14 protein-coding genes, 5 pseudogenes and 1 riboswitch are annotated in these 19150 nt (G+C 29.2%); of the genes and pseudogenes, 15 read left to right on the forward strand and 4 right to left on the reverse strand.

Going from position 1 to position 19150, the window contains the following annotated elements; genetic code table 11:
• The first annotated feature begins 210 nt into the window (after positions 1–210).
• The 3 genes and pseudogenes from AGR56_RS04945 to AGR56_RS04955 all read left to right on the forward strand — a co-directional run bounded on the left by AGR56_RS04945 (position 211) and on the right by AGR56_RS04955 (position 4611).
• Positions 211–1412: pseudogene (locus tag AGR56_RS04945) on the forward strand (argininosuccinate synthase).
• Positions 1412–2729, forward strand: a pseudogene (gene argH, locus AGR56_RS04950) (argininosuccinate lyase). Before AGR56_RS04945 ends, argH begins: the two co-directional pseudogenes overlap by 1 nt.
• A 145-nt stretch (positions 2730–2874) precedes the next feature.
• The gene (locus AGR56_RS04955) at positions 2875–4611 is read left to right on the forward strand and encodes a phosphoenolpyruvate carboxykinase (RefSeq protein WP_053241351.1); all 1737 of its coding nucleotides are present in this window, start codon (positions 2875–2877) and stop codon (positions 4609–4611) included.
• 81 nt (positions 4612–4692) lie between these two features.
• Here the strand turns inward: AGR56_RS04955 and AGR56_RS04960 are convergent, their stop codons facing one another.
• Both AGR56_RS04960 and AGR56_RS04965 read right to left on the reverse strand, forming a co-directional pair.
• The gene (locus tag AGR56_RS04960; protein ID WP_053241352.1) at positions 4693–4902 is read right to left on the reverse strand and encodes a DUF378 domain-containing protein; all 210 of its coding nucleotides are present in this window, start codon (positions 4900–4902) and stop codon (positions 4693–4695) included.
• A 78-nt stretch (positions 4903–4980) separates the two neighbouring features.
• A complete protein-coding gene (locus tag AGR56_RS04965) occupies positions 4981–5445 on the reverse strand; it encodes an Lrp/AsnC ligand binding domain-containing protein (RefSeq protein ID WP_053241353.1) in 465 nt (154 codons plus the stop codon).
• A 261-nt stretch (positions 5446–5706) separates the two neighbouring features.
• On the opposite strand from AGR56_RS04965, the pseudogene AGR56_RS04970 reads away from it, so the two are divergent.
• The 6 genes and pseudogenes from AGR56_RS04970 (at position 5707) to AGR56_RS04995 (ending at position 11669) form a co-directional block, all read left to right on the forward strand.
• Positions 5707–6440: pseudogene (locus tag AGR56_RS04970) on the forward strand (ribonuclease H-like domain-containing protein).
• Positions 6441–6511: 71 nt separating this feature from the next.
• Positions 6512–6592, forward strand: a riboswitch (ZMP/ZTP riboswitch).
• A gap of 256 nt (positions 6593–6848) precedes the next feature.
• Positions 6849–9081: pseudogene (gene pflB / locus AGR56_RS04975) on the forward strand (formate C-acetyltransferase).
• Positions 9082–9093: 12 nt separating this feature from the next.
• Positions 9094–9816, forward strand: coding sequence for a pyruvate formate-lyase-activating protein (gene pflA / locus AGR56_RS04980; RefSeq protein WP_053241354.1), 723 nt, complete (start codon positions 9094–9096; stop codon positions 9814–9816).
• Between the two features lie 161 nt (positions 9817–9977).
• Complete coding sequence (locus AGR56_RS04985) at positions 9978–10373, forward strand: PilZ domain-containing protein (RefSeq protein ID WP_053241355.1); 396 nt, start codon at positions 9978–9980, stop codon at positions 10371–10373.
• Positions 10374–10547: 174 nt separating this feature from the next.
• The gene (locus AGR56_RS04990) at positions 10548–11186 is read left to right on the forward strand and encodes a ribonuclease H-like domain-containing protein (RefSeq protein ID WP_231016117.1); all 639 of its coding nucleotides are present in this window, start codon (positions 10548–10550) and stop codon (positions 11184–11186) included.
• 102 nt (positions 11187–11288) lie between these two features.
• Positions 11289–11669 (forward strand): type II secretion system protein, encoded by a 381-nt coding sequence (locus AGR56_RS04995; RefSeq protein ID WP_053241357.1) that lies wholly within the window; start codon positions 11289–11291, stop codon positions 11667–11669.
• Between the two features lie 16 nt (positions 11670–11685).
• Here AGR56_RS04995 and AGR56_RS05000 read toward each other — a convergent pair whose 3' ends face one another.
• Complete coding sequence (locus AGR56_RS05000; RefSeq protein ID WP_157055664.1) at positions 11686–12711, reverse strand: hypothetical protein; 1026 nt, start codon at positions 12709–12711, stop codon at positions 11686–11688.
• A gap of 86 nt (positions 12712–12797) precedes the next feature.
• Complete coding sequence (locus AGR56_RS05005) at positions 12798–13208, reverse strand: hypothetical protein (RefSeq protein ID WP_053241359.1); 411 nt, start codon at positions 13206–13208, stop codon at positions 12798–12800.
• 223 nt (positions 13209–13431) lie between these two features.
• On the opposite strand from AGR56_RS05005, the pseudogene AGR56_RS05010 reads away from it, so the two are divergent.
• The 6 genes and pseudogenes from AGR56_RS05010 to pilM (AGR56_RS22585) all read left to right on the forward strand — a co-directional run bounded on the left by AGR56_RS05010 (position 13432) and on the right by pilM (AGR56_RS22585) (position 19111).
• Positions 13432–15128: pseudogene (locus tag AGR56_RS05010) on the forward strand (ATPase, T2SS/T4P/T4SS family).
• Positions 15129–15142: 14 nt separating this feature from the next.
• Positions 15143–16402 (forward strand): type II secretion system F family protein, encoded by a 1260-nt coding sequence (locus AGR56_RS05015; RefSeq protein ID WP_053241360.1) that lies wholly within the window; start codon positions 15143–15145, stop codon positions 16400–16402.
• Between the two features lie 79 nt (positions 16403–16481).
• Complete coding sequence (locus AGR56_RS05020) at positions 16482–16865, forward strand: type II secretion system protein (protein WP_053241361.1); 384 nt, start codon at positions 16482–16484, stop codon at positions 16863–16865.
• A gap of 83 nt (positions 16866–16948) precedes the next feature.
• Complete coding sequence (locus tag AGR56_RS05025; protein WP_053241362.1) at positions 16949–17740, forward strand: A24 family peptidase; 792 nt, start codon at positions 16949–16951, stop codon at positions 17738–17740.
• A 335-nt stretch (positions 17741–18075) separates the two neighbouring features.
• The gene (gene pilM / locus AGR56_RS05030) at positions 18076–18825 is read left to right on the forward strand and encodes a pilus assembly protein PilM (protein ID WP_053241363.1); all 750 of its coding nucleotides are present in this window, start codon (positions 18076–18078) and stop codon (positions 18823–18825) included.
• The gene (gene pilM, locus AGR56_RS22585) at positions 18752–19111 is read left to right on the forward strand and encodes a pilus assembly protein PilM (RefSeq protein ID WP_053241364.1); all 360 of its coding nucleotides are present in this window, start codon (positions 18752–18754) and stop codon (positions 19109–19111) included. The genes pilM (AGR56_RS05030) and pilM (AGR56_RS22585) overlap by 74 nt, the downstream gene beginning before the upstream one ends.
• Positions 19112–19150 lie beyond the last annotated feature (39 nt).

Below are 19150 nucleotides of genomic sequence, written 5' to 3' on the forward strand. Positions count from 1 at the left end.
TAATTTTGCATAAAAACAAAATTATCTGCTATTTTTTATGCAAAATCATGCTTAAAAATTTGCTGAGATATTAAATTAAAAGAGCTATCTCTATGTTTTTAAATGAATATTTATAAATTATGTTGAATATTTATGATAGAAGTTGTATAATAATAATCATTAACTAATGGAAATTAATTTTTTATTATATATGAAAAGGAGATTGTTATTATGAAAGAAAAAGTTGTTTTAGCATATTCAGGAGGATTGGATACTTCAGTAACAATTCCATGGCTTAAAGATAATTATGATGTAGATGTAATAGCAGTATGTGTTAATGTTGGTCAAGATGATGATATGGAAAAAGTTAAAGTTAAAGCAATAGAGAGTGGTGCTGCTAAAATATATGTTGAAGATGTAAAGGAAGAGTTTGTAACAGATTATTTATATCAGGCAATAAAATGGAATGCTGTTTATGAAGGTAAATACCTTTTAGGAACATCATTTGCAAGACCTCTTATAGCAAAAAAATTAGTTGAAATTGCACATAAAGAAGGGGCAGCTTATATATGCCACGGCTGCACAGGAAAGGGAAATGATCAGGTTCGTTTTGAAACAGCAATAGCAGCAATGGACCCTTATATAAAAATTATAGCACCATGGAGAATTTGGGATATTGATTCAAGAGAAGCAGAAATAGATTATGCAAAATCTAAGGGAGTAGAAGTTCCTGTAACAAAAGAAAAAATATATTCAGAAGATAAGAATTTATGGCATACAAGCATGAAGGTGGAGATCTTGAAGATCCTAAAAATGAGCATAAGGAAGAAATGTACTCAATGGTTATACCACCAGAAAAGGCAAAAGATGAAGTTACTTATTTAAGTATATCATTTAAAAAAGGAATTCCATACAAGGTTAATGGAAAAGAATTATCTCCAGTAGAACTTATGCAGGCATTAAATAAAATAGCTGGAGAAAATGGCATAGGAGTTGCAGATCTTGTAGAAAACAGACTTGTAGGAATGAAATCAAGAGGTGTGTATGAAACTCCAGGTGGAACAGTTCTTTATGAGGCTCATAATCAACTTGAATTTTTGACAGTTGAAAAATATTCATATCAATATAAACAAGTTCTTGCACATAAATATTCAGAACTTGTCTATGATGGATTATGGTTTACTACTTTAAGAGAAGCGCTTGATGCATTTGTAGATAAAACTCAAGAAAATGTAACAGGAACAGTAAAGCTTAAATTATATAAAGGAAATATAAAAGTGGCAGGAATAGATACAGAATATGCACTCTATGATCAAGGAATATCTTCTTTTGGTGCTAGTGAGTTATACAGCCATAAAGATGCAGAAGGATTTATAAATTTATTCAGTCTTCCAAGTAAAATAAAGGCTATGAAACATTTGGGTGATAAATAATGAAGCTTTGGGGTGGAAGATTTAGAGAAAGTGAAAGTAAGCTTATGGAGGAATTTAATGCCTCCCTAGGCTTTGACAAAAGATTGTTTTTAGAAGACGTCACTGGAAGCATTGCACATGTAAAAATGCTTGTTAAATGTGGAATAATAAATGAAAATGAGTGCATAAATATAATTAATGGCCTAGAAAGTATATTAGAAGATATTAATGCAGGAAAACTTGAAATAGATGGCGATTATGAAGATATACACAGCTTTATAGAAACCAATTTGATTGAGAGAATTGGGGAAGATGGTAAGAAACTTCATACTGCTAGAAGTAGAAATGACCAGGTAGCAGTTGATATGAAAATGTATGCTAAAAAAACATCAATGAATATAATAAAATGTATAGATAATTTGCTTGAAACACTAAAAGAAAAAGGTGAAAAAAACAAATATATAATGCCAGGTTATACCCATATGCAAAGGGCACAGGTGGTTACATTTACTCACCATATGATGGCTTATTATAGTATGCTTAAAAGAGATAAGATGAGAATTGAAAATGCAGTGGAAATTTTAAATGAAAGTCCGCTTGGATGTTGTGCACTTGCAGGAACTACATATGATACAGATAGAGAATTTACTGCAAAAGAACTTGGTTTTAAAAGGCCGGTAGATAATTTTTTGGATGGAGTTAGTGATAGAGATTATATAATTGAACTTCTTTCAGATTTTTCAATTTGTATGATGCATTTAAGCAGATTAAGTGAAGAACTTATTATTTGGAGTACTAAAGAATTTAACTTCATTGAAATGAATGATAAGTTTTCAACAGGAAGCAGTATAATGCCTCAAAAAAAGAATCCTGATGCAGCTGAGCTTATTCGTGGAAAGACAGGAAGGTTTATGGAAGTCTTATGGCAATGCTTACTGTAATGAAAGGATTGCACTTGCATATGATAAAGATATGCAGGAAGATAAGGAGCAATTTTTTGATGCAGCAGATACTTTAGAAATGTGTCTAATGGTTATGCAGGGAATGATTTCAACAATGGCAGTAAGAGAAGAAAAACTAAAGGAAGCTGTAAAACAGGGATTTTTAAATGCAACAGATGTCGCGGACTATCTTGTTAAAAAAGGAATACCTTTTAGAGATGCGCATAGAATTTCTGGTGAGATAGTGATTTATTGTGAAGAAAATCAGAAAAGTATAGAAGACATATCAATAGAAGAATTTAAAAAATTTAGTGATTTATTTGAAAAAGATGTTTATGATTCCATAGATTATAATGAAATTTTGAAAAAAGGAATAAAGAAAATAATGAAACAATAACGGAAAACATTAACAAAAAATCATAAAATGAAGTGTTTGTAATGAAAAAATTTCATAGTTGTGGTATAATATTCATTGTTGTGGTTGAAATTGAATAATTACAACTGTTCAGATTTCATTTTTCGCATTAGGGGGTTATAATAATATGCAGAAAGAATTTTCCATGAGCAATGATAAAGTAATAATTAATTTCACAGCTAAATATTGTGATACTTCAGAAAAAGTATTAAATAGTAGTGGATTTAAAAAAATCATAAGTGCCTTTATAAAAAATATAAAATTTAGAAATTCAAATGATTTCAAATATATTGAAAAGGCAATTAAGGAAAATGATGATGATGAAATTGTAGATAAGGTAGTGGAAATATTTAAACTATTGCTTGTTTTTACAAGAGAAGAGGTCATCAAAATTAATCCTAAATATGAAACTTTACTACAAAATCCAGATTCACTTACGAAAATAACGGAAGATATATATGGATTTTGGAGAAAACTTGAGAGATATACCATAATTCATAATAGTAAAATTAATGATGGTTTAGAAAATGTAAGTTTTGTAGATTCAAATACGCAGTTTTCACAGCTTATACTTAGCACATATAGAAAAGTTGAGGAGAATATTCAAGGAGAAAAGCCTAAAGTTTATAGACAGCTTCCAGCAGGAGCGAATGCAGGACTTATAGTTAATAGTATAAAGTGGAAGTATCCAGAGGGGTATGAATGTTTAAATGGAGTTCCTGTGATTGATTCTGTTTTCATAGATCCACCTTTTATATCTTACCCTAAAAAAATAAAAAGAGATGGAACTTTTTCGGAGGTATTTGAGAATCCGTTAAACTGTAGGATAAATAGAGATCATTGGTTTTGTTTTCCTATAAAGGTTGGAGAACTTCTCGCTTTTGTATATTTCCATAGAGATTTTATGGCCCATGGCATTACTCTGTGTAATTTATTTGAAATAGCTAAGGAAAAGGAATATACAAATTCTAAACCAGATATAATATTTGTTTTTGGGGCAAAAGATAATAGTGAAGCTACTAGAACTATATTTTATGATGACAAGAAAAATGATATTATGCTTGGATATATAAACTATAGCGAAGATATAGATTACTTTGGATATATGAAAAAAATGACGCTTACACTGCATAATTTGATCATGATAAAAAGAGGATATTTACCAATCCATGGAGCCATGGTAAATATAATTACTAAAGATGGAAAAACAGTGAATGCAGTAATAATGGGGGATAGTGGAGCTGGAAAATCAGAAAGCCTTGAGGCATTTAGAGAACTTGGAGAAAAATATATAAGCGATATGACAGTAATATTTGACGACATGGGTGTAATTAAACTAAATGAAAATGACAAGCCAAAGGGTTATGGTACTGAAACAGGTGCATTCGTAAGGCTTGATGATCTTGATCCTGGATATGCTTTTAGGGAGATAGACAGAAGTATATTTATGAATCCGGATAAGACAAATGCTAGACTTGTAATACCAGTTGCTACTTATAACGATATAACAAGAGGATATCCTGTAGATATATTTCTATATGCTAATAACTACGAAGATGGCGGAAGTGAATTGGAATTTTTCGATTCAGTAGATAAGGCAATAGGCGTGTTTAAGGATGGGGCGAGAATGGCTAAAGGAACAACAACAGAAAAAGGACTTGTAAAGACATTTTTTGCAAATCCATTTGGGCCAACTCAAAAGCAAAGTGAAACTGAGAAGTTAATAGATGTGTATTTTAATAAGCTTTTTGAAACAGGTGTCAAAGTTGGACAAATAAGGACACGTCTTGGAATAAAGGGAGAAGAAAAAGAGGGGCCTAAAAAGGCGGCTATTCGACTTTTAGATATAGTTAAAACATTATGATGAAAAAAGTAAGGTTGGTTCAAACAAATATTTAATTTGAACCAGCCTTTTGTTATAAAGCATATAAATTTTGAAATTATATTATTTTTCTACCCTTACTTCTCTATCTCTTCCTAAGAATGATATAGCATATAATCCAGCTATGCCAACGATCGCATATATTACTCTAGTAAGTGAGGTCATAGTGCCAAATAATGCTGCAACTAAATCAAAATTAAAGAAGCCTATTAATCCCCAATTTACAGACCCTATTATAACTAAAAGCAGTGCAATTATGTCTAAAGTCTTCATGTTTTACATCTCCTTTAAATAGTTTTTACAGCATTATTATGTGCAAATTTTAATATATTATGTTTAAATTAAATATTTTTATATTTCTATGTTTCTATCTATTGGCTGAGAAAGAGATATAAATGTATTAGTTCTTTGTATGCCCTCAATCATTTGTATTTTGTTAATTAAAAGATCTTGAAGGTCATTGATACTTTTACATATTACTTTAGCAAAAATTGAAAATTCACCAGTTATGTAATAAAGTTCAACTATTTCTTTAATTTCACTCATAGAGTCGAGTACATTTGTATAAGTTGCAGCCTTATCAAGATATATGCCTATAAAACAGCAAACATCATAACCAAGTTTTGGGTTGTTTAATATAAGCTTTGTGCCTTTTATTATGCCCATTTCCTCCATCTTTTTCATTCTTACGTGTATCGTACCACCGCTTACATGGCATTGTCTGGCTATCTCCAAGTAAGGTGTTCTTGAGTCCTTAACTAAAATATCTAATATTTGTAAATCCAAATCATCTAATCCATTAACTTGCAAATTCATTTAAATCACTCCTATACATTAAGTAGACATTAATATTATATCAAACTTACCACCCATATATCAAACTTAATGATTATATATCGAAAATTTTATTTTATAATTTAGCTAAATAAGGTATATTATTTATATTCGTCATATTTTATTATAAATTTAATTAGTGTATAATAAAAATCTGTAGATTATTAGGGGGAGTAAAATATGTATATAAATAAAAAGGAAAATGAAATAAATATCTCTCCTCAAATAGTATTGCACTATAGCATGTCCGATATAGCATATTTTGATATAGAAACAACTGGATTTGACAAAGAAAAGGATAATATAGTTTTAATTTCATTAGGATATTATGTGAAAGGCAGCATTTTTGCTGTAAAGCAGTACTTTGGGGAAAATTTAGAAGATGAAAAAATATATTAGAAAATTTTCTTAGTGATTTAAAGAATTTTAAAGTTTGGTGTTCGTATAATGGTAAAGCCTTTGATGAACCATTTATAAAACGTAGAATGGATAAGTATGGAATAAAAGTTAACTTACCAGATGAGCATATTGATTTATACAGAATTATAAAGCCATACAAGCAGCAGCTTAACCTTGAGAGATGCAATTTAAAATCAGTGGAAAAATATGCTGGCATAGTGAGAAAAGATACTATTGATGGTGGAATGAGTGTTGAACTTTATAAAAAATATCTCCAAAAAAGAGATGAAAAATTGAGAAAAAAAATCATGCTGCATAATTTTGAAGATGTTTTTAATCTTCCTAATATATTTCAAGTAGTTTGGAAAATTGAAAATGAAAGCAATTTTATAAGAGAAGATCATATTACAGACAAACAATTGAATTATTTAAAGCATTTGATGTCTAAAAGTGGTGTAAGCATAAATATGGAATTAGAAAAAATATCTAAAAAAAGTGCTTCAAAAGTTATATCAGCTTTGTTAGGTGGAGAAACAGATGAAGATGAACTTAAAGAAATTATACAAAAATACTGTTAATTGAAACTATATAATTTAGTATTGACATAAAGTTTTAAATATGATATTTTATTGTCATAAGATTTAAATAGAATCGATTATATGACCGGCGGAAGTGGAATAACCACAGGGAGTATGATTTTGATAGAGAGCCGACCGCCTGGGCAAATTTAGCCTGGGCGTTTTTTTTATTCTATACAATCTATAAAATGGTAAAAATGAAAATAAGTGTTGGCCGCACTTTGAAAATATATAGCTTCTTTATGAAAGATATAATATTTTATTCAAATATGCTAAATATAATTGTAAGAAAATTTTGACAAATATGAAAATAAGTAATATTGACTCTAAATTTAAAATATGATATTCTTATAACATAATTGAAAATGATTATCAACTATTAAAATAATAAATAGAGGATGGGATAAAATGAGAAAAGAATGGATAGATTTTAAAACAGGAGCATGGAATGAAACTATTGATGTTAGAAATTTTATACAAAAAAACTATACTCCGTATGAGGGCGATGAAAATTTTTTAGAGGATCCAACTGAAAAGACAAAAGCTGTGTGGAATAAATGTGAAAACTTAATTTTAGAAGAAATTAAAAAAGGTGGAGTGTTAAAGACTGACCCTAAGACAATCTCTGGTATAAATAGTTTTAAACCTGGATATGTAGATAAAGATAATGAAGTAATTGTTGGTCTTCAAACTGATGAACCATTAAAGAGAATGGTAAATCCATTTGGTGGAGTAAGAATGGCAAAGCAAGCATTAGAGGCTTATGGCTCTCAAATTGATGACAATGTATATGAAATATTTACAAGATACAGAAAGACTCACAATGAAGGCGTTTTTGATGCATATACTGAGGAAATGAGAACTGCAAGACACGTTGGACTTCTTACTGGACTTCCTGATGCTTATGGAAGAGGAAGAATAATAGGTGATTTCAGAAGAGTAGCATTGTATGGTATAGATTACTTAATAGAGCAAAAGAAAATTGATTTAAATGAATCAAAAGGTGATATGACAGAAGAATTAATAAGAAGAAGAGAGGAAATTTCACAGCAAATTAAAGCTCTCAAGGAAATGAAAGCTATGGCTGAAAGTTATGGTATAGACATTTCAAAGCCTGCTTCAAATGCAAGAGAAGCTGTTCAATTTACTTACATGGGATATTTAGCTGGAATAAAAGAAAATAATGGTGCAGCAATGTCTCTTGGAAGGGTATCAACCTTTCTTGATATATATATCGAAAGGGACTTAAAAAATGGAGTTATAACAGAAAAGCAAGCTCAAGAGCTTATAGACCAGTTTGTAATAAAATTAAGATTAGAAAGACATTTAAGAACTCCAGAATACAATGAATTGTTTGCAGGAGATCCTAATTGGGTTACAGAATCTATAGGTGGAATGGGAATAAACGGAGAAACCTTAGTAAGTAAAAATTCATTTAGATTTCTTCATACCTTAACAAATCTAGGACCAGCACCAGAACCTAATATGACTGTTTTGTGGTCTGAAAAACTTCCAGAAACATTTAAAAAATATTGTACTAAAATGTCAATAGAAACAGATGCACTTCAATATGAAAATGACGATGTAATGAGACCTATTTATGGAGACGATTATGGAATAGCATGTTGTGTATCTGCAATGCAAATAGGAAAACAAATGCAGTTCTTTGGTGCTAGATGTAACCTCGCAAAATCTCTTCTCTATGGAATAAATGGGGGAATAGATGAGAAAAAAGTTTGATAAAGTAGTTCCTAATATTGAAAAAATAGATGACGAAGTTTTAAATTATGATAAGGTTAAAGAAAATTATTTTAAAACTTTAGAGTATGTAGCTAAGCTTTATGTAAATACTCTAAATACTATACACTATATGCATGATAAGTATGCATATGAAGCAGGACTTATGGCCCTTCATGATACTGATGTTCATAGATTCTTAGCATGTGGTATAGCAGGACTTTCTGTTGCAGCTGATTCCTTAAGCGCTATAAAGTATGCAAAGGTTAAACCTATAAGAAATGAACGAGGTATAGCAGTTGATTTTGAAATAGAAGGAGATTTCCCTAAATACGGAAATGATGATGATAGAGTAGATGATATAGCAGTAGAAATTGTAAATAAATTCATAAAAGAGCTTAGAAAAACTAAAGCATACAGAGATGCGGAACATACATTATCAGCTTTAACTATAACTTCAAATGTAATGTATGGTAAAAAGACAGGTTCAACACCGGATGGAAGAAAATCTGGAGAGCCTTTAGCACCAGGAGCAAATCCAATGCATGGCAGAGATAAAAATGGAGCTCTTGCATCATTAAATAGTGTTGCTAAGATACCTTACAGAAGTGTATGTCAGGACGGAGTATCAAATACATTTTCTATCATTCCAGATGCGCTTGGAAAAGATAAGGATTCTAGAATAAACAATCTTAAAGCACTTTTAGATGGATATTTTGTGCAAGGTGCTCATCATTTAAATGTAAATGTAATGAATAGGGAAATGCTTCTCGATGCTATGGAGAACCCTGAAAAGTATCCTACACTTACAATAAGAGTATCTGGGTACGCAGTTCATTTTGTAAAACTTACAAGGGAGCAGCAGCTTGAAGTTGTAAACAGAACCTTCCACGAAAGAGTATAAGAGGGTGATTATATGGGTAAAATTCATTCTATAGAGACGATGGGACTTGTTGATGGACCAGGTATAAGAGTAGTTGTATTTTTTCAAGGTTGCAAACTTAGATGTGCATTTTGTCATAATCCTGATACGTGGAATTTTAGCGGTGGGAGTATGGAGATAAGTCCTATTGAACTTTTAAATAGGGTAAAGAAATTTAAACCGTATTTTAAAGCATCAGGTGGAGGAGTTACATGCTCAGGAGGGGAACCTCTTATGCAGCCAGAATTTTTGCTTGGATTTTTAAAACTGTGTAAAGAAAATGGAATCAATACTGCACTTGATACAGCAGGGTTTGGACAAGGAGATTATGAAGAAATATTAAGCTATACGGATACAGTAATTCTAGATATAAAGCATGTAAATGGGAATGGATATAAAACCCTTACTGGTGGAGACATGGGTGAATTTTATAAATTTTTGAAGGCCGTTAATAAAGCTAAATGCAAGATATGGATAAGACATGTTATGGTTCCTGGTATTACGGACAATTATGAGGCTATGGATGACCTTGTGAAAATTATAAAAAGGTTAAGGTCTATAGAAAAGTTTGAAATTTTGCCATATCACACTCTTGGAAACACAAAATACGATAAATTAGGAATTCAATATAGGCTTAAGGATATACCTCCTATGGATAAAGAAGTAGCATTGAAATTTCAAGATTATGTTAAAGATTTATTGAAAAATAATCCCTAATAATATAAAATAATGTTGTATTATACATGGAAACTAGGTTAATCATAAATTTATTTGTGCATAATAATTTTCTAATATATTATGCTGCATAAGTAAATTATGCTTAAAGTCTGGTTTCCTTGTCTTATGAATAAAAGGGTAAATTATTAGGGGGGATTTATGTGTCATTAACTTCACAATCAAGCTTTTACGATAATAGAGAATATAAGTATAAAAGTGAAAAAAGAAAAAAATACAGAATTAAATTTCCAGTTGAAATTTTATACCCAAGAGTAAATAATGAGAGTGTTCATGAAAAATATGGAACAGGCGAGTTCATATTAAAGGCAATAAATTTATCAGAGCAAGGGATTTGCTTTAAAAGTAAAATTAAATTAAATGTTGGAGATTTTATTAATTTTTCTCTTAGAATTGATGATAATCCTTCGTTTTGGTGTATGGCTCTAGTAAAATGGGTTAATATTGATGACAATTCGTATGTTGCTGGCTGTGAATTTATATTACAAACACTTGTACAAATAGATGCTATAAGAAAATATATAGAAACAAAACTTTAAGATTAAATTATATGCAGGATTTTGGTGTAAGTCCAAATCCTGCATATTTATTTTATAAACAGAAAACACATTGTGCAAACTATGCATATATTGTGTTACAATAATATTTATAGGACATAATAATTACGTAGTCTTTTAGAAAGAGTGGTAAAAGTGATAGTAGAAGAAAAATATATACATGTAAATGGTATAAATAATAAAGAATGCCTTGAGAAAAATGGTAATAATGAAATATATAAAAAAGCACTATTTTTTGATTTAGAACATTATATTTATAAGAAGCCAGTTTGTATTGGAGTTTTCGGATGTGCATATTATGATGAAGCTTTAAGAAAAATAAAAATAACTCAATATATGATAGAAAATAAATCCGATGCTTTAAGGATACTTGATTTGGCAAAAGAATACTTTTATAAAGCTAAAAATGAGCTTGATAAGGAATACATAGTAACCTTTTCGGGAAATAACGATTTTACAATTATAAATTATTTATTTGAAAAAAATAATATCAACATTAAAGTAAATGAATATTTTGAGTCAATTGATTTACAAAAAGAATATGAAAAAATTGCAGGAAAGGTTATAGGACTTAAGAATTTAGAAAAGATATTCAATATTTCAAGAGAAAGTGAGCTAATAAGTGGAGCAACTCTTGCAAAGACATTTTATAGGGTAATTAAGGATGATGATTATTTTAGTAGAATGCCAGATGAAAAGAAAACAAAAATTTTAAGATATAATGGTCAGGATGTAATTAGCTTATTTTATATGTTAATTAGCTGGTCTAGGTATGCACACAAATTAGGCGAGTAAGATTTATTTATTACGTATGATTATTTTTGCAAAATCTGGTCACAATTTATTTATAGAATGATCTTTATGATATTAATAAATTGTGACAGGAGGCAGCAATAAATGACTTTACACTTAAAAAATACAAAAAAGGGATTTACATTAATAGAATTAATTGCGGTGGTATCAATTATAATGATTCTTGCCTTGTTATTAGTGCCAAATGTAATTGGATACATAAATAAATCAAAGATAGCGGTTGTTAAAAATGATGCTAAAACAGTCCTAAATGTAATTAAAACCGCCAGAGCTTCTTCACCAGATTCTGAAAATATAGCAACTTATGATGATGCGGTGGATAATTCAAAAGGAGGAGATTCAGCTTTTAAAACTTCTAAGGATCCAGCAGCAAATTTAAAAAACGCCGACGAAAATGAATTGCAAGCTATTATCGATAATAATAGTTCTAATTGGGATATATATAAAGAATACTATGGCAACTGATTAAAAAAGATCTTATTTATTCAAAAAATTCATTTCTATTTATTGCATTTTTAAGATTGGTTTTATTTACCTTCAAAATAATGTAGTAAGGGTCCTCATATACAGAACTCACTATATTCGTTCTTTTTATTATTCGTATATTCATATAGTCTTTTTTCATAAAAATAAAATCAATATTGTAATTTTTTAAAACAGACAGCATTTGCCTATAATCATTAGTAGCGTTACCTTGGTCGATAAAGGAATTAGTTTTATTAAAACCATTGATAAATATATCGGTTCGACTATCAACAAAAGTTGGAATCCCCCTAAAAATTAAGTAAGGACTTGTATTATAGTCATTAAATATTTTGGAATTTTTAATTTTAGGATTATTGTTTATGTAGGTGCAAGCATCTATAGGATATTGAGAGTTATACAAAGTAATTGAATAATTTTGATGTTTTATAAATAATTTATTTGTATAGTCATCAAGAAAAGCTACTGAAGCAAAAAAACACAGAGTTAATACTAAAGCGTAAAAAGTACTTATAATTATCTTCTCTTTTGATTTTTTAAATTTATCCTCTAAAAATTTTATAGTAATATTAGGCTTATAGTATAATTTGCAAAATTTCCATATGCTTTCTTCAAAGAAAGGACATATGACAGCAGGAAGCAGCATAAATAATACAAGTATTTGCCTTACGGCAGTTATAGACAAAAAAATGAGCCCGCCAGAAAAAATAACATTTCTTAGCGATATATTAGAAAGCCAGTATATGAGAACACTTAGAATTATAACTAGGAGCAGCATTTTGTAATTATAAATTTGAGTATAATTCCATTCAGAAATTTTAGGAGTACCCTTAAAAGAAGAAAAAAGATTAAAATCATATAAATATAGATTGTAGGTGTATGGATTTATTAATATGCATATAAATGCTGCAATAAAGTATTTATAGTGTTTAAAAAGTGTATAGCATCCCAATATAAATAGATATAATGGATAAACTCCACCTTGGATATTTATTCCTAAGACTAAAACTATAAGGCTTGGCATAAATTTTTTATTTTCAAGTAATATGCAAAAAGTTTAGAAGCATAATTCGAGTTAACATCATTGGTCTAAAAGACATAGTATAAAAACTAAAAAGTACGTAAAAATATAAACATATAAGAGATAAGAAAAAATTTTTTGCAGCGTTTAAAAGAATATATGTATACTAAAATTGATGATGCAACATTAAATAATCCCATAAATATTGTAACGGAGGTAAAGCCATTTATAGAATAAATTAAATAAGCAATTATTCCAAAAAGCCATTCGTGATTTATCCACTTAAGGTTTTTTTCAAGACCATACCATGAAAATACAGCATTTTTAGGTACAAATCCATTTTTTAAAATGTACTCTCCAGATTTTATATGCCAAAAACCATCATTTATAACATTAAAATTAGAACCAATACAAAAGGAAGTTATAATGCCTATTATAAACAGTAAACTTAGTATTAACTTACCATTTGAAGCTTTATTATTTAAAAATTTGTAATGCAAAATTATTACCCCCTTATTTCAACAATACAACTATAATATAGTATTATACTGTAAAAAACAATACAAAATTTAATAAAAAATGTAATAAATGTATATAACGTATATTATATGGTTGTAAATAAAAATATAAAGATATATAATAAAAATATGGAATAAAATTCATTCTATGTAATAACAAAGAAATATTATTTTAAATACAATTAAATTACATATAGTACTGGGGATGAAATATGTGGCAAGTAAAAAGCTTGGTGATTTATTAGTTGATTACGGAATAATAACTAAAGAGCAGCTTGAAAGCGCACTTAAAAAGCAAAAATATAGGGGAAAAAGAATTGGAGAAATATTGGTAAGTGAAAAAATTGTTACAGAGGATGAAATAGTTGACGTTCTTCAAATGCAAACAGGAATACCAAAAGCTTATTTTGATGAATATTTTGTTGATAAAAAAGCAGTATTAACTATACCAGAAGGACTTGCACAAAAGTATAATTTAATTCCAATATCATTTAATGGGGACAAGCTAAATGTTGCCATGAGTGATCCCATGAATATGTTTGCTTTGGATGATGTAAGAATAGCCTCCGGTTATGAAGTTGTACCTATGATTGCTACATCAACACAAATTAGAAGAGCTATTGAAACTTATTATACATCACAAAAGATTGAAAAAGCAGCAGCGGAAGCAACAAAAAATTATAATATAAGCCCTAAGGAAATAGATGACAATGAAGCTGGCATTTCTAGAGAAAATGTAAACGAAGCGCCTATAGTAAAACTCGTTGATTTTATAATAAGAGAAGCGGTAAGGCTGCAAAGCAGTGATATTCATATAGAGCCTTTTGAAAAATACATAAGGGTAAGATATAGAATTGATGGCGAGCTTCACGAAAAGCAAAAAATTCAAACACAATCATTGCAGGCGATAATGACACGTATAAAAATAATATCCAATTTAAATATTGCAGAAAAAAGGCTTCCACAAGACGGAAGAATGAAGGTTTTTATAGATGGAAAAAACATTGATTTAAGAGTATCTATTTTGCCAACTATTTTGGTGAAAAGGCAGTAATAAGAATCTTAAAAAATGACAGTAAAAATATAAGTAAAGAAAAGTTAGGTATGGGCAAAGAAAGTATGCAAAAGCTAGAAAATATAATTAAAAGCCCATATGGAATTATACTTACAACAGGACCAACGGGAAGCGGAAAATCTACAACTCTTTATGCCATATTAAAAGAACTTAATGATGAACACAGAAATATAGTTACTGTTGAAGATCCAGTTGAGTACATGATGGAAGGTATAAATCAGGTTAATGTTAATGTAAAAGCTGGACTTACTTTTTCAAGTGGGTTAAGAGCAATCTTAAGGCAGGACCCAGATATAATAATGATTGGAGAAATGCGAGACAATGAAACGGCTGAAATTGCGGTAAGGGCAGCAATAACAGGACATCTGGTTTTAAGCACAATACATACTAATGGGGCGGCAGCTTCAATAATACGTCTTTTTGATATGGGAATTCAACCATATCTTGTGGCAAATTCACTAAGTGGAATAATAGCTCAAAGACTTGTTAAACGTATATGTCCTAATTGTAGGGAAGAGTATGAAGCAAAAGCTTATGAAAAAAAAATATTAGGAATTGATAACAGTAGAAAAATAATTTTATATAGGGGAAAAGGGTGCCCTAAATGTAATGGAACTGGATATTTAGGTAGAACTGGAGTTTATGAGATAATGGAGATAACAAAAGAAATGAGAGATAAAATAGTAGAAAATCCTGATATCGATTTCATTGAAAGGCAAGCAATAGAAAATGGTATGAGCACTATAAGAAGTTCTTGTGAGAAGTTGGTTTATGAGGGGAAAACTACTATAGATGAATTGATAAAAATAGCATTCTTAGGCAATTAGTAGGGGGGAAGTTGATGTCTGTATACTTGTATGAGGCTAAAACAATAAAAGGAACGATTGAAAATGGAAGAATAGAAGGAGAAGATGAAAATGAGGTTGCAACTTATTTAAGAAAAAAGAATTGTTGGCTTGTTTCAATTAGAGAAGAAAATGAATCAGGATTAAATGCAGATATAGATATGTTTTCAAAAATAAGTATAAAAGATATATCTATATTTTGCAGACAGCTTTCCTATACTTTAAATGCTGGGATAAGCTTAAATAAGGCACTTGATATAGTTGGAACGCAAACAGAAAATAGGAAACTAAGGAAGATAATTTCAAAAGTATTTGATGAAGTAGAAAGAGGAAAAAGTTTAGCGGATTCTATGAAGAAGCATAGGGAAATTCCCTCACTTCTTGTAAATATGGTGGCTGCAGGAGAAACTAGTGGAACTCTTGATGAAATTATGACTAGAATGTCTGAATATTATTACAGTGAATTTAAGCAAAGACAAAAAGTTAGACAAGCATTAACCTATCCTGTGGTAGTAGCAATTTTTGCCCTTGTAGTTGTAAATTTTTTAGCGATTAAAATTCTTCCTATGCTTATAAATAATATTGTAAGCATTTCTGGAAAAAATGATATACCGTGGCCAACCAAGGTTTCAATGGGATTTAGCAATTTTGTTTTACATAATTTTATTTTTATAATTTTGTGTATTCCAGTTATTATAATTTTGCTTAAAATAGCAAGAAAATACAGCATGAATCTTGAGCCTTTAGACAAATTTAAACTTAAAATGCCGGCTGTTGGAAAAATAAATTATAAGATTGTAACATCAAGATTTGCAAGAACTTTTGGGATGCTTGTAGCCAGCGGCATACCAATTATAAAAAGTATGGATATATGCGGAAATATCGTAGGCAATAAATTTATACAAAATTCTCTTGAAGATGTAAAAGAAAATATAAAGAAAGGTTCAAGTATTGGAAAAGTTTTTGAAGAGAAAAATCTATTTCCACCAATGCTCACTCAAATGGTAAAAATAGGGGAGGAATCTGGAGAACTGGAAGATGTATTAAAAAAGGTAGCTGAATTTTATGATGGAGAGGTTGAAACAACAGTGGCACAAATAACAACACTAATTGAACCTCTGATTATAATTTTACTAGCTTTTGTTGTTGGTTTTATAGTTTTATCAATAATTCTTCCAATTTTTCAAATGTACAATAGTGTTTCAAATGTAGCATTAATAATGCATACAGCAGATTCATATTTAAAGTTTTTATAATATTAAAACGGGGAGGGACGATTAAAATATTTTTTATTTGAATCTGTTAAATATAAATTAAAAGTAGGGGGAAATAAAAATGAAGTTATTAAAAGATAGAAAAAAGAAAAAAGGATTCACACTCATTGAACTTATTGCTGTAGTTGCAATTTTGGTAATTCTTGCAGTAATTTTGATTCCTAATGTAATGGGATATGTACACAATTCTAAAATAGCAACTGTAAGAAGTAATGCAAAAATTGTACTTAATGTAATAAGAACAGCTAAGGCAAATTCAGATACTCCTGATCAAATTGTCAATTACACAACGGCTATTACTAATAATGACACTATAAAAGGAGATCCAAATTTAGCACCATCAAATTCAATACCAGCTAACTTGCAGAGCAAAACTGAAGATGAGCTTGAATCCATAATTGACGATAATAGTGGTAATTGGAGCGATTTCTCTCAATATTATTAAAGATAATATTTATACAGGAATTTTATCTTAGCTATATCATGATAAAATTCTGTTAAATTGAATATCTATAGAGAGGAGACATTATGTTTATTATATATTTTTTCATATTTATATTTGGTACTATAATTGGAAGCTTTTTAAACGTATGCATATTTAGAATACCACTGGAGCAATCCATAGCTTTTCCGCCTTCGCACTGCATGGGTTGTGGAAAAAAATTAAAATGGTACGATATGTTTCCAATAATAAGCTGGATAATTTTAAAAGGAAAGTGTAGATACTGCAAAACCAAAATTTCATATAGATACCCGTTAGTTGAATGTATAACGGGAATTATTTTTTTAGCTATTTATTTAAAATATGGCTTCGCATTTGATACAATTAAATTTTGCATTTTTGCTTCACTGATTATAGTTATAGGATTAATAGATTTGGATACAACAGATGTATATACTTCAACTATAATTACAGGAATAATAAGTTTTATAATTTTATCTATTTTAAATTTTACATTATTTAAAGTACATTTCATTAATCAATTTTCTATTTTAGATTATATTTTGGGAGGCATTATAGGCGGAGGGCTTATTTTAATTGTAATAATTGTTACTAATATAATAATTAATGCTAATGGAATGGGAACAGGAGATGCGGAAATATGTCTTATTTGTGGATTATTTTTAGGAATTAAAGGTGTTGTATTTATGTTGTTTTTGGCTGTAGTAATAGGCGGTGTAGTAGGAATTACATTAATTTTACTTAAAAAGAAGAAAAAAAAAGATTACATACCTTTTGGTCCATTTATAGCAGTTAGCTCAATTATTGCTGTATTATTTGGAGCAGGAATTGTTAATTGGTACTTAGGAATGATATAGATAAGTTGGCTGAAATATTTAAATTTTATTTATAAAGGTTGCACAAGTAATTATATTAAGAGCAGAGCTTAGAGAGTAAAGAGTAGAGTGAATGTGGATTTTTCTACGTTTAACTACGAAAAATCTTTAATTATAAAAGCGAGGAAGCTTAACATAGCTAAGCAAATCAATTAAAAAAATTGGTGTCAGCAGTAAGTTTAAAATTTTCTGCCAAAGCAGAAAATTAACCTTCACCCTACTCTATAAATTAGCAAAGTTAAATGCTATTAAAAAATTCTAACTAATTTTAGTATTTTAAGTTAACTATATATGTCATGATTAAAGGGGGCAATATTATGGTAAAGGACATTATGTCTGTAGAAATAGAAAACAGATACATAAAAATATTGGTTGGAAATAAGGGGAAAATATCTAGAAATGCAATTATAAATACACCTGAGGGAGCAATAGAAGATGATAAGATAGTTGATGTAGAGGCTATTACTGAGGTTTTAAAAAAATTTATAAAAACTAACAAGGTTACTACAGAGAATATAGTATATACAATTCATGGAAAGGATACCATAATAAGGCATACAGAAATAGCCATAATGCAAGAAATACAGGTTGGAAAAGCAGCTATTATGGAGATAGGACAATATCTGCCAAGGCAAGGAGTAAATTATTATATTGATTATCAAATTATAGATAAAATTAATACAGATGAAAAGAAGGTATATAAAGTTCTTGTTGCTGCAGTTCCGAGAGTGAAAATTAATGGTTATGTTGAGCTTACCCAAAAACTTGGAATGAAGCTAAAAGCTATTGATATACTTCCAATAAGTATTTCGAGAACATTTAAGAATTATTTTGATAAAACAAATGGAATAAATAATATAGGTGTTATTGACATAGAAAATTTAAGTACCAGCATTGTAATACTACATCATGGTAAGATTTTTATTGAAAAGGAAGTCAATAAAGGAATTTCAAATGTAGTAGACGCAATTTCAAAAAATCTAAATATTGATTATGAGAAAGCTTATTTTTATTTTATGTCAAAATTTAATTTTTGCAAAACAAAATTATTCGGAGGACATATATAAGGACATAAAAAGCAACTTTGATGAAATTTTTAAAGCTTTTGATAGAATTGTTAAGTTTTATACTGCGGGTAAAGTGAAAAAGACATTAGATAAAGTATTTATTGTTGGAGAAGGGGCCAAAATTTATGGAATAGAAGCGTATCTTCAGAATTTTATGGGTACAGACGCAGCTGTAATTAATAATGCGGAAAGTATAAAATTGAAAATAAATTTTAATGATGAAAGTGAATTTAAGCATTATTTGAATGCGTATGGAGCTATTTTAAGAAACAGCAAAAGGAATTAAATTTAATACCTGATAATAAAAGAAAATATAAGACAAGTA

Source organism: Clostridium sp. DMHC 10 (genome assembly GCF_001270375.1).
GTDB lineage: Bacteria > Bacillota > Clostridia > Clostridiales > Clostridiaceae > Clostridium_S > Clostridium_S guangxiense.

Excerpts from the sequence above, each read along its gene's own strand:
- AGR56_RS04955 (WP_053241351.1), top strand. The coding sequence starts at position 2,875 with ATGCAGAAAGAATTTTCCATGAGCAATGATAAAGTAATAATTAATTTC.
- AGR56_RS04995 (WP_053241357.1), top strand. The coding sequence starts at position 11,289 with ATGACTTTACACTTAAAAAATACAAAAAAGGGATTTACATTAATAGAA.
- AGR56_RS05020 (WP_053241361.1), top strand. The coding sequence starts at position 16,482 with ATGAAGTTATTAAAAGATAGAAAAAAGAAAAAAGGATTCACACTCATT.
- AGR56_RS05015 (WP_053241360.1), top strand. The coding sequence starts at position 15,143 with ATGTCTGTATACTTGTATGAGGCTAAAACAATAAAAGGAACGATTGAA.
- pilM (WP_053241364.1), top strand. The coding sequence starts at position 18,752 with ATGAGAAAGCTTATTTTTATTTTATGTCAAAATTTAATTTTTGCAAAA.
- pflA (WP_053241354.1), top strand. The coding sequence starts at position 9,094 with ATGGGTAAAATTCATTCTATAGAGACGATGGGACTTGTTGATGGACCA.
- AGR56_RS04965 (WP_053241353.1), bottom strand. The coding sequence starts at position 5,445 with ATGAATTTGCAAGTTAATGGATTAGATGATTTGGATTTACAAATATTA.
- AGR56_RS05000 (WP_157055664.1), bottom strand. The coding sequence starts at position 12,711 with ATGCCAAGCCTTATAGTTTTAGTCTTAGGAATAAATATCCAAGGTGGA.
- AGR56_RS04960 (WP_053241352.1), bottom strand. The coding sequence starts at position 4,902 with ATGAAGACTTTAGACATAATTGCACTGCTTTTAGTTATAATAGGGTCT.
- AGR56_RS05025 (WP_053241362.1), top strand. The coding sequence starts at position 16,949 with ATGTTTATTATATATTTTTTCATATTTATATTTGGTACTATAATTGGA.
- pilM (WP_053241363.1), top strand. The coding sequence starts at position 18,076 with ATGGTAAAGGACATTATGTCTGTAGAAATAGAAAACAGATACATAAAA.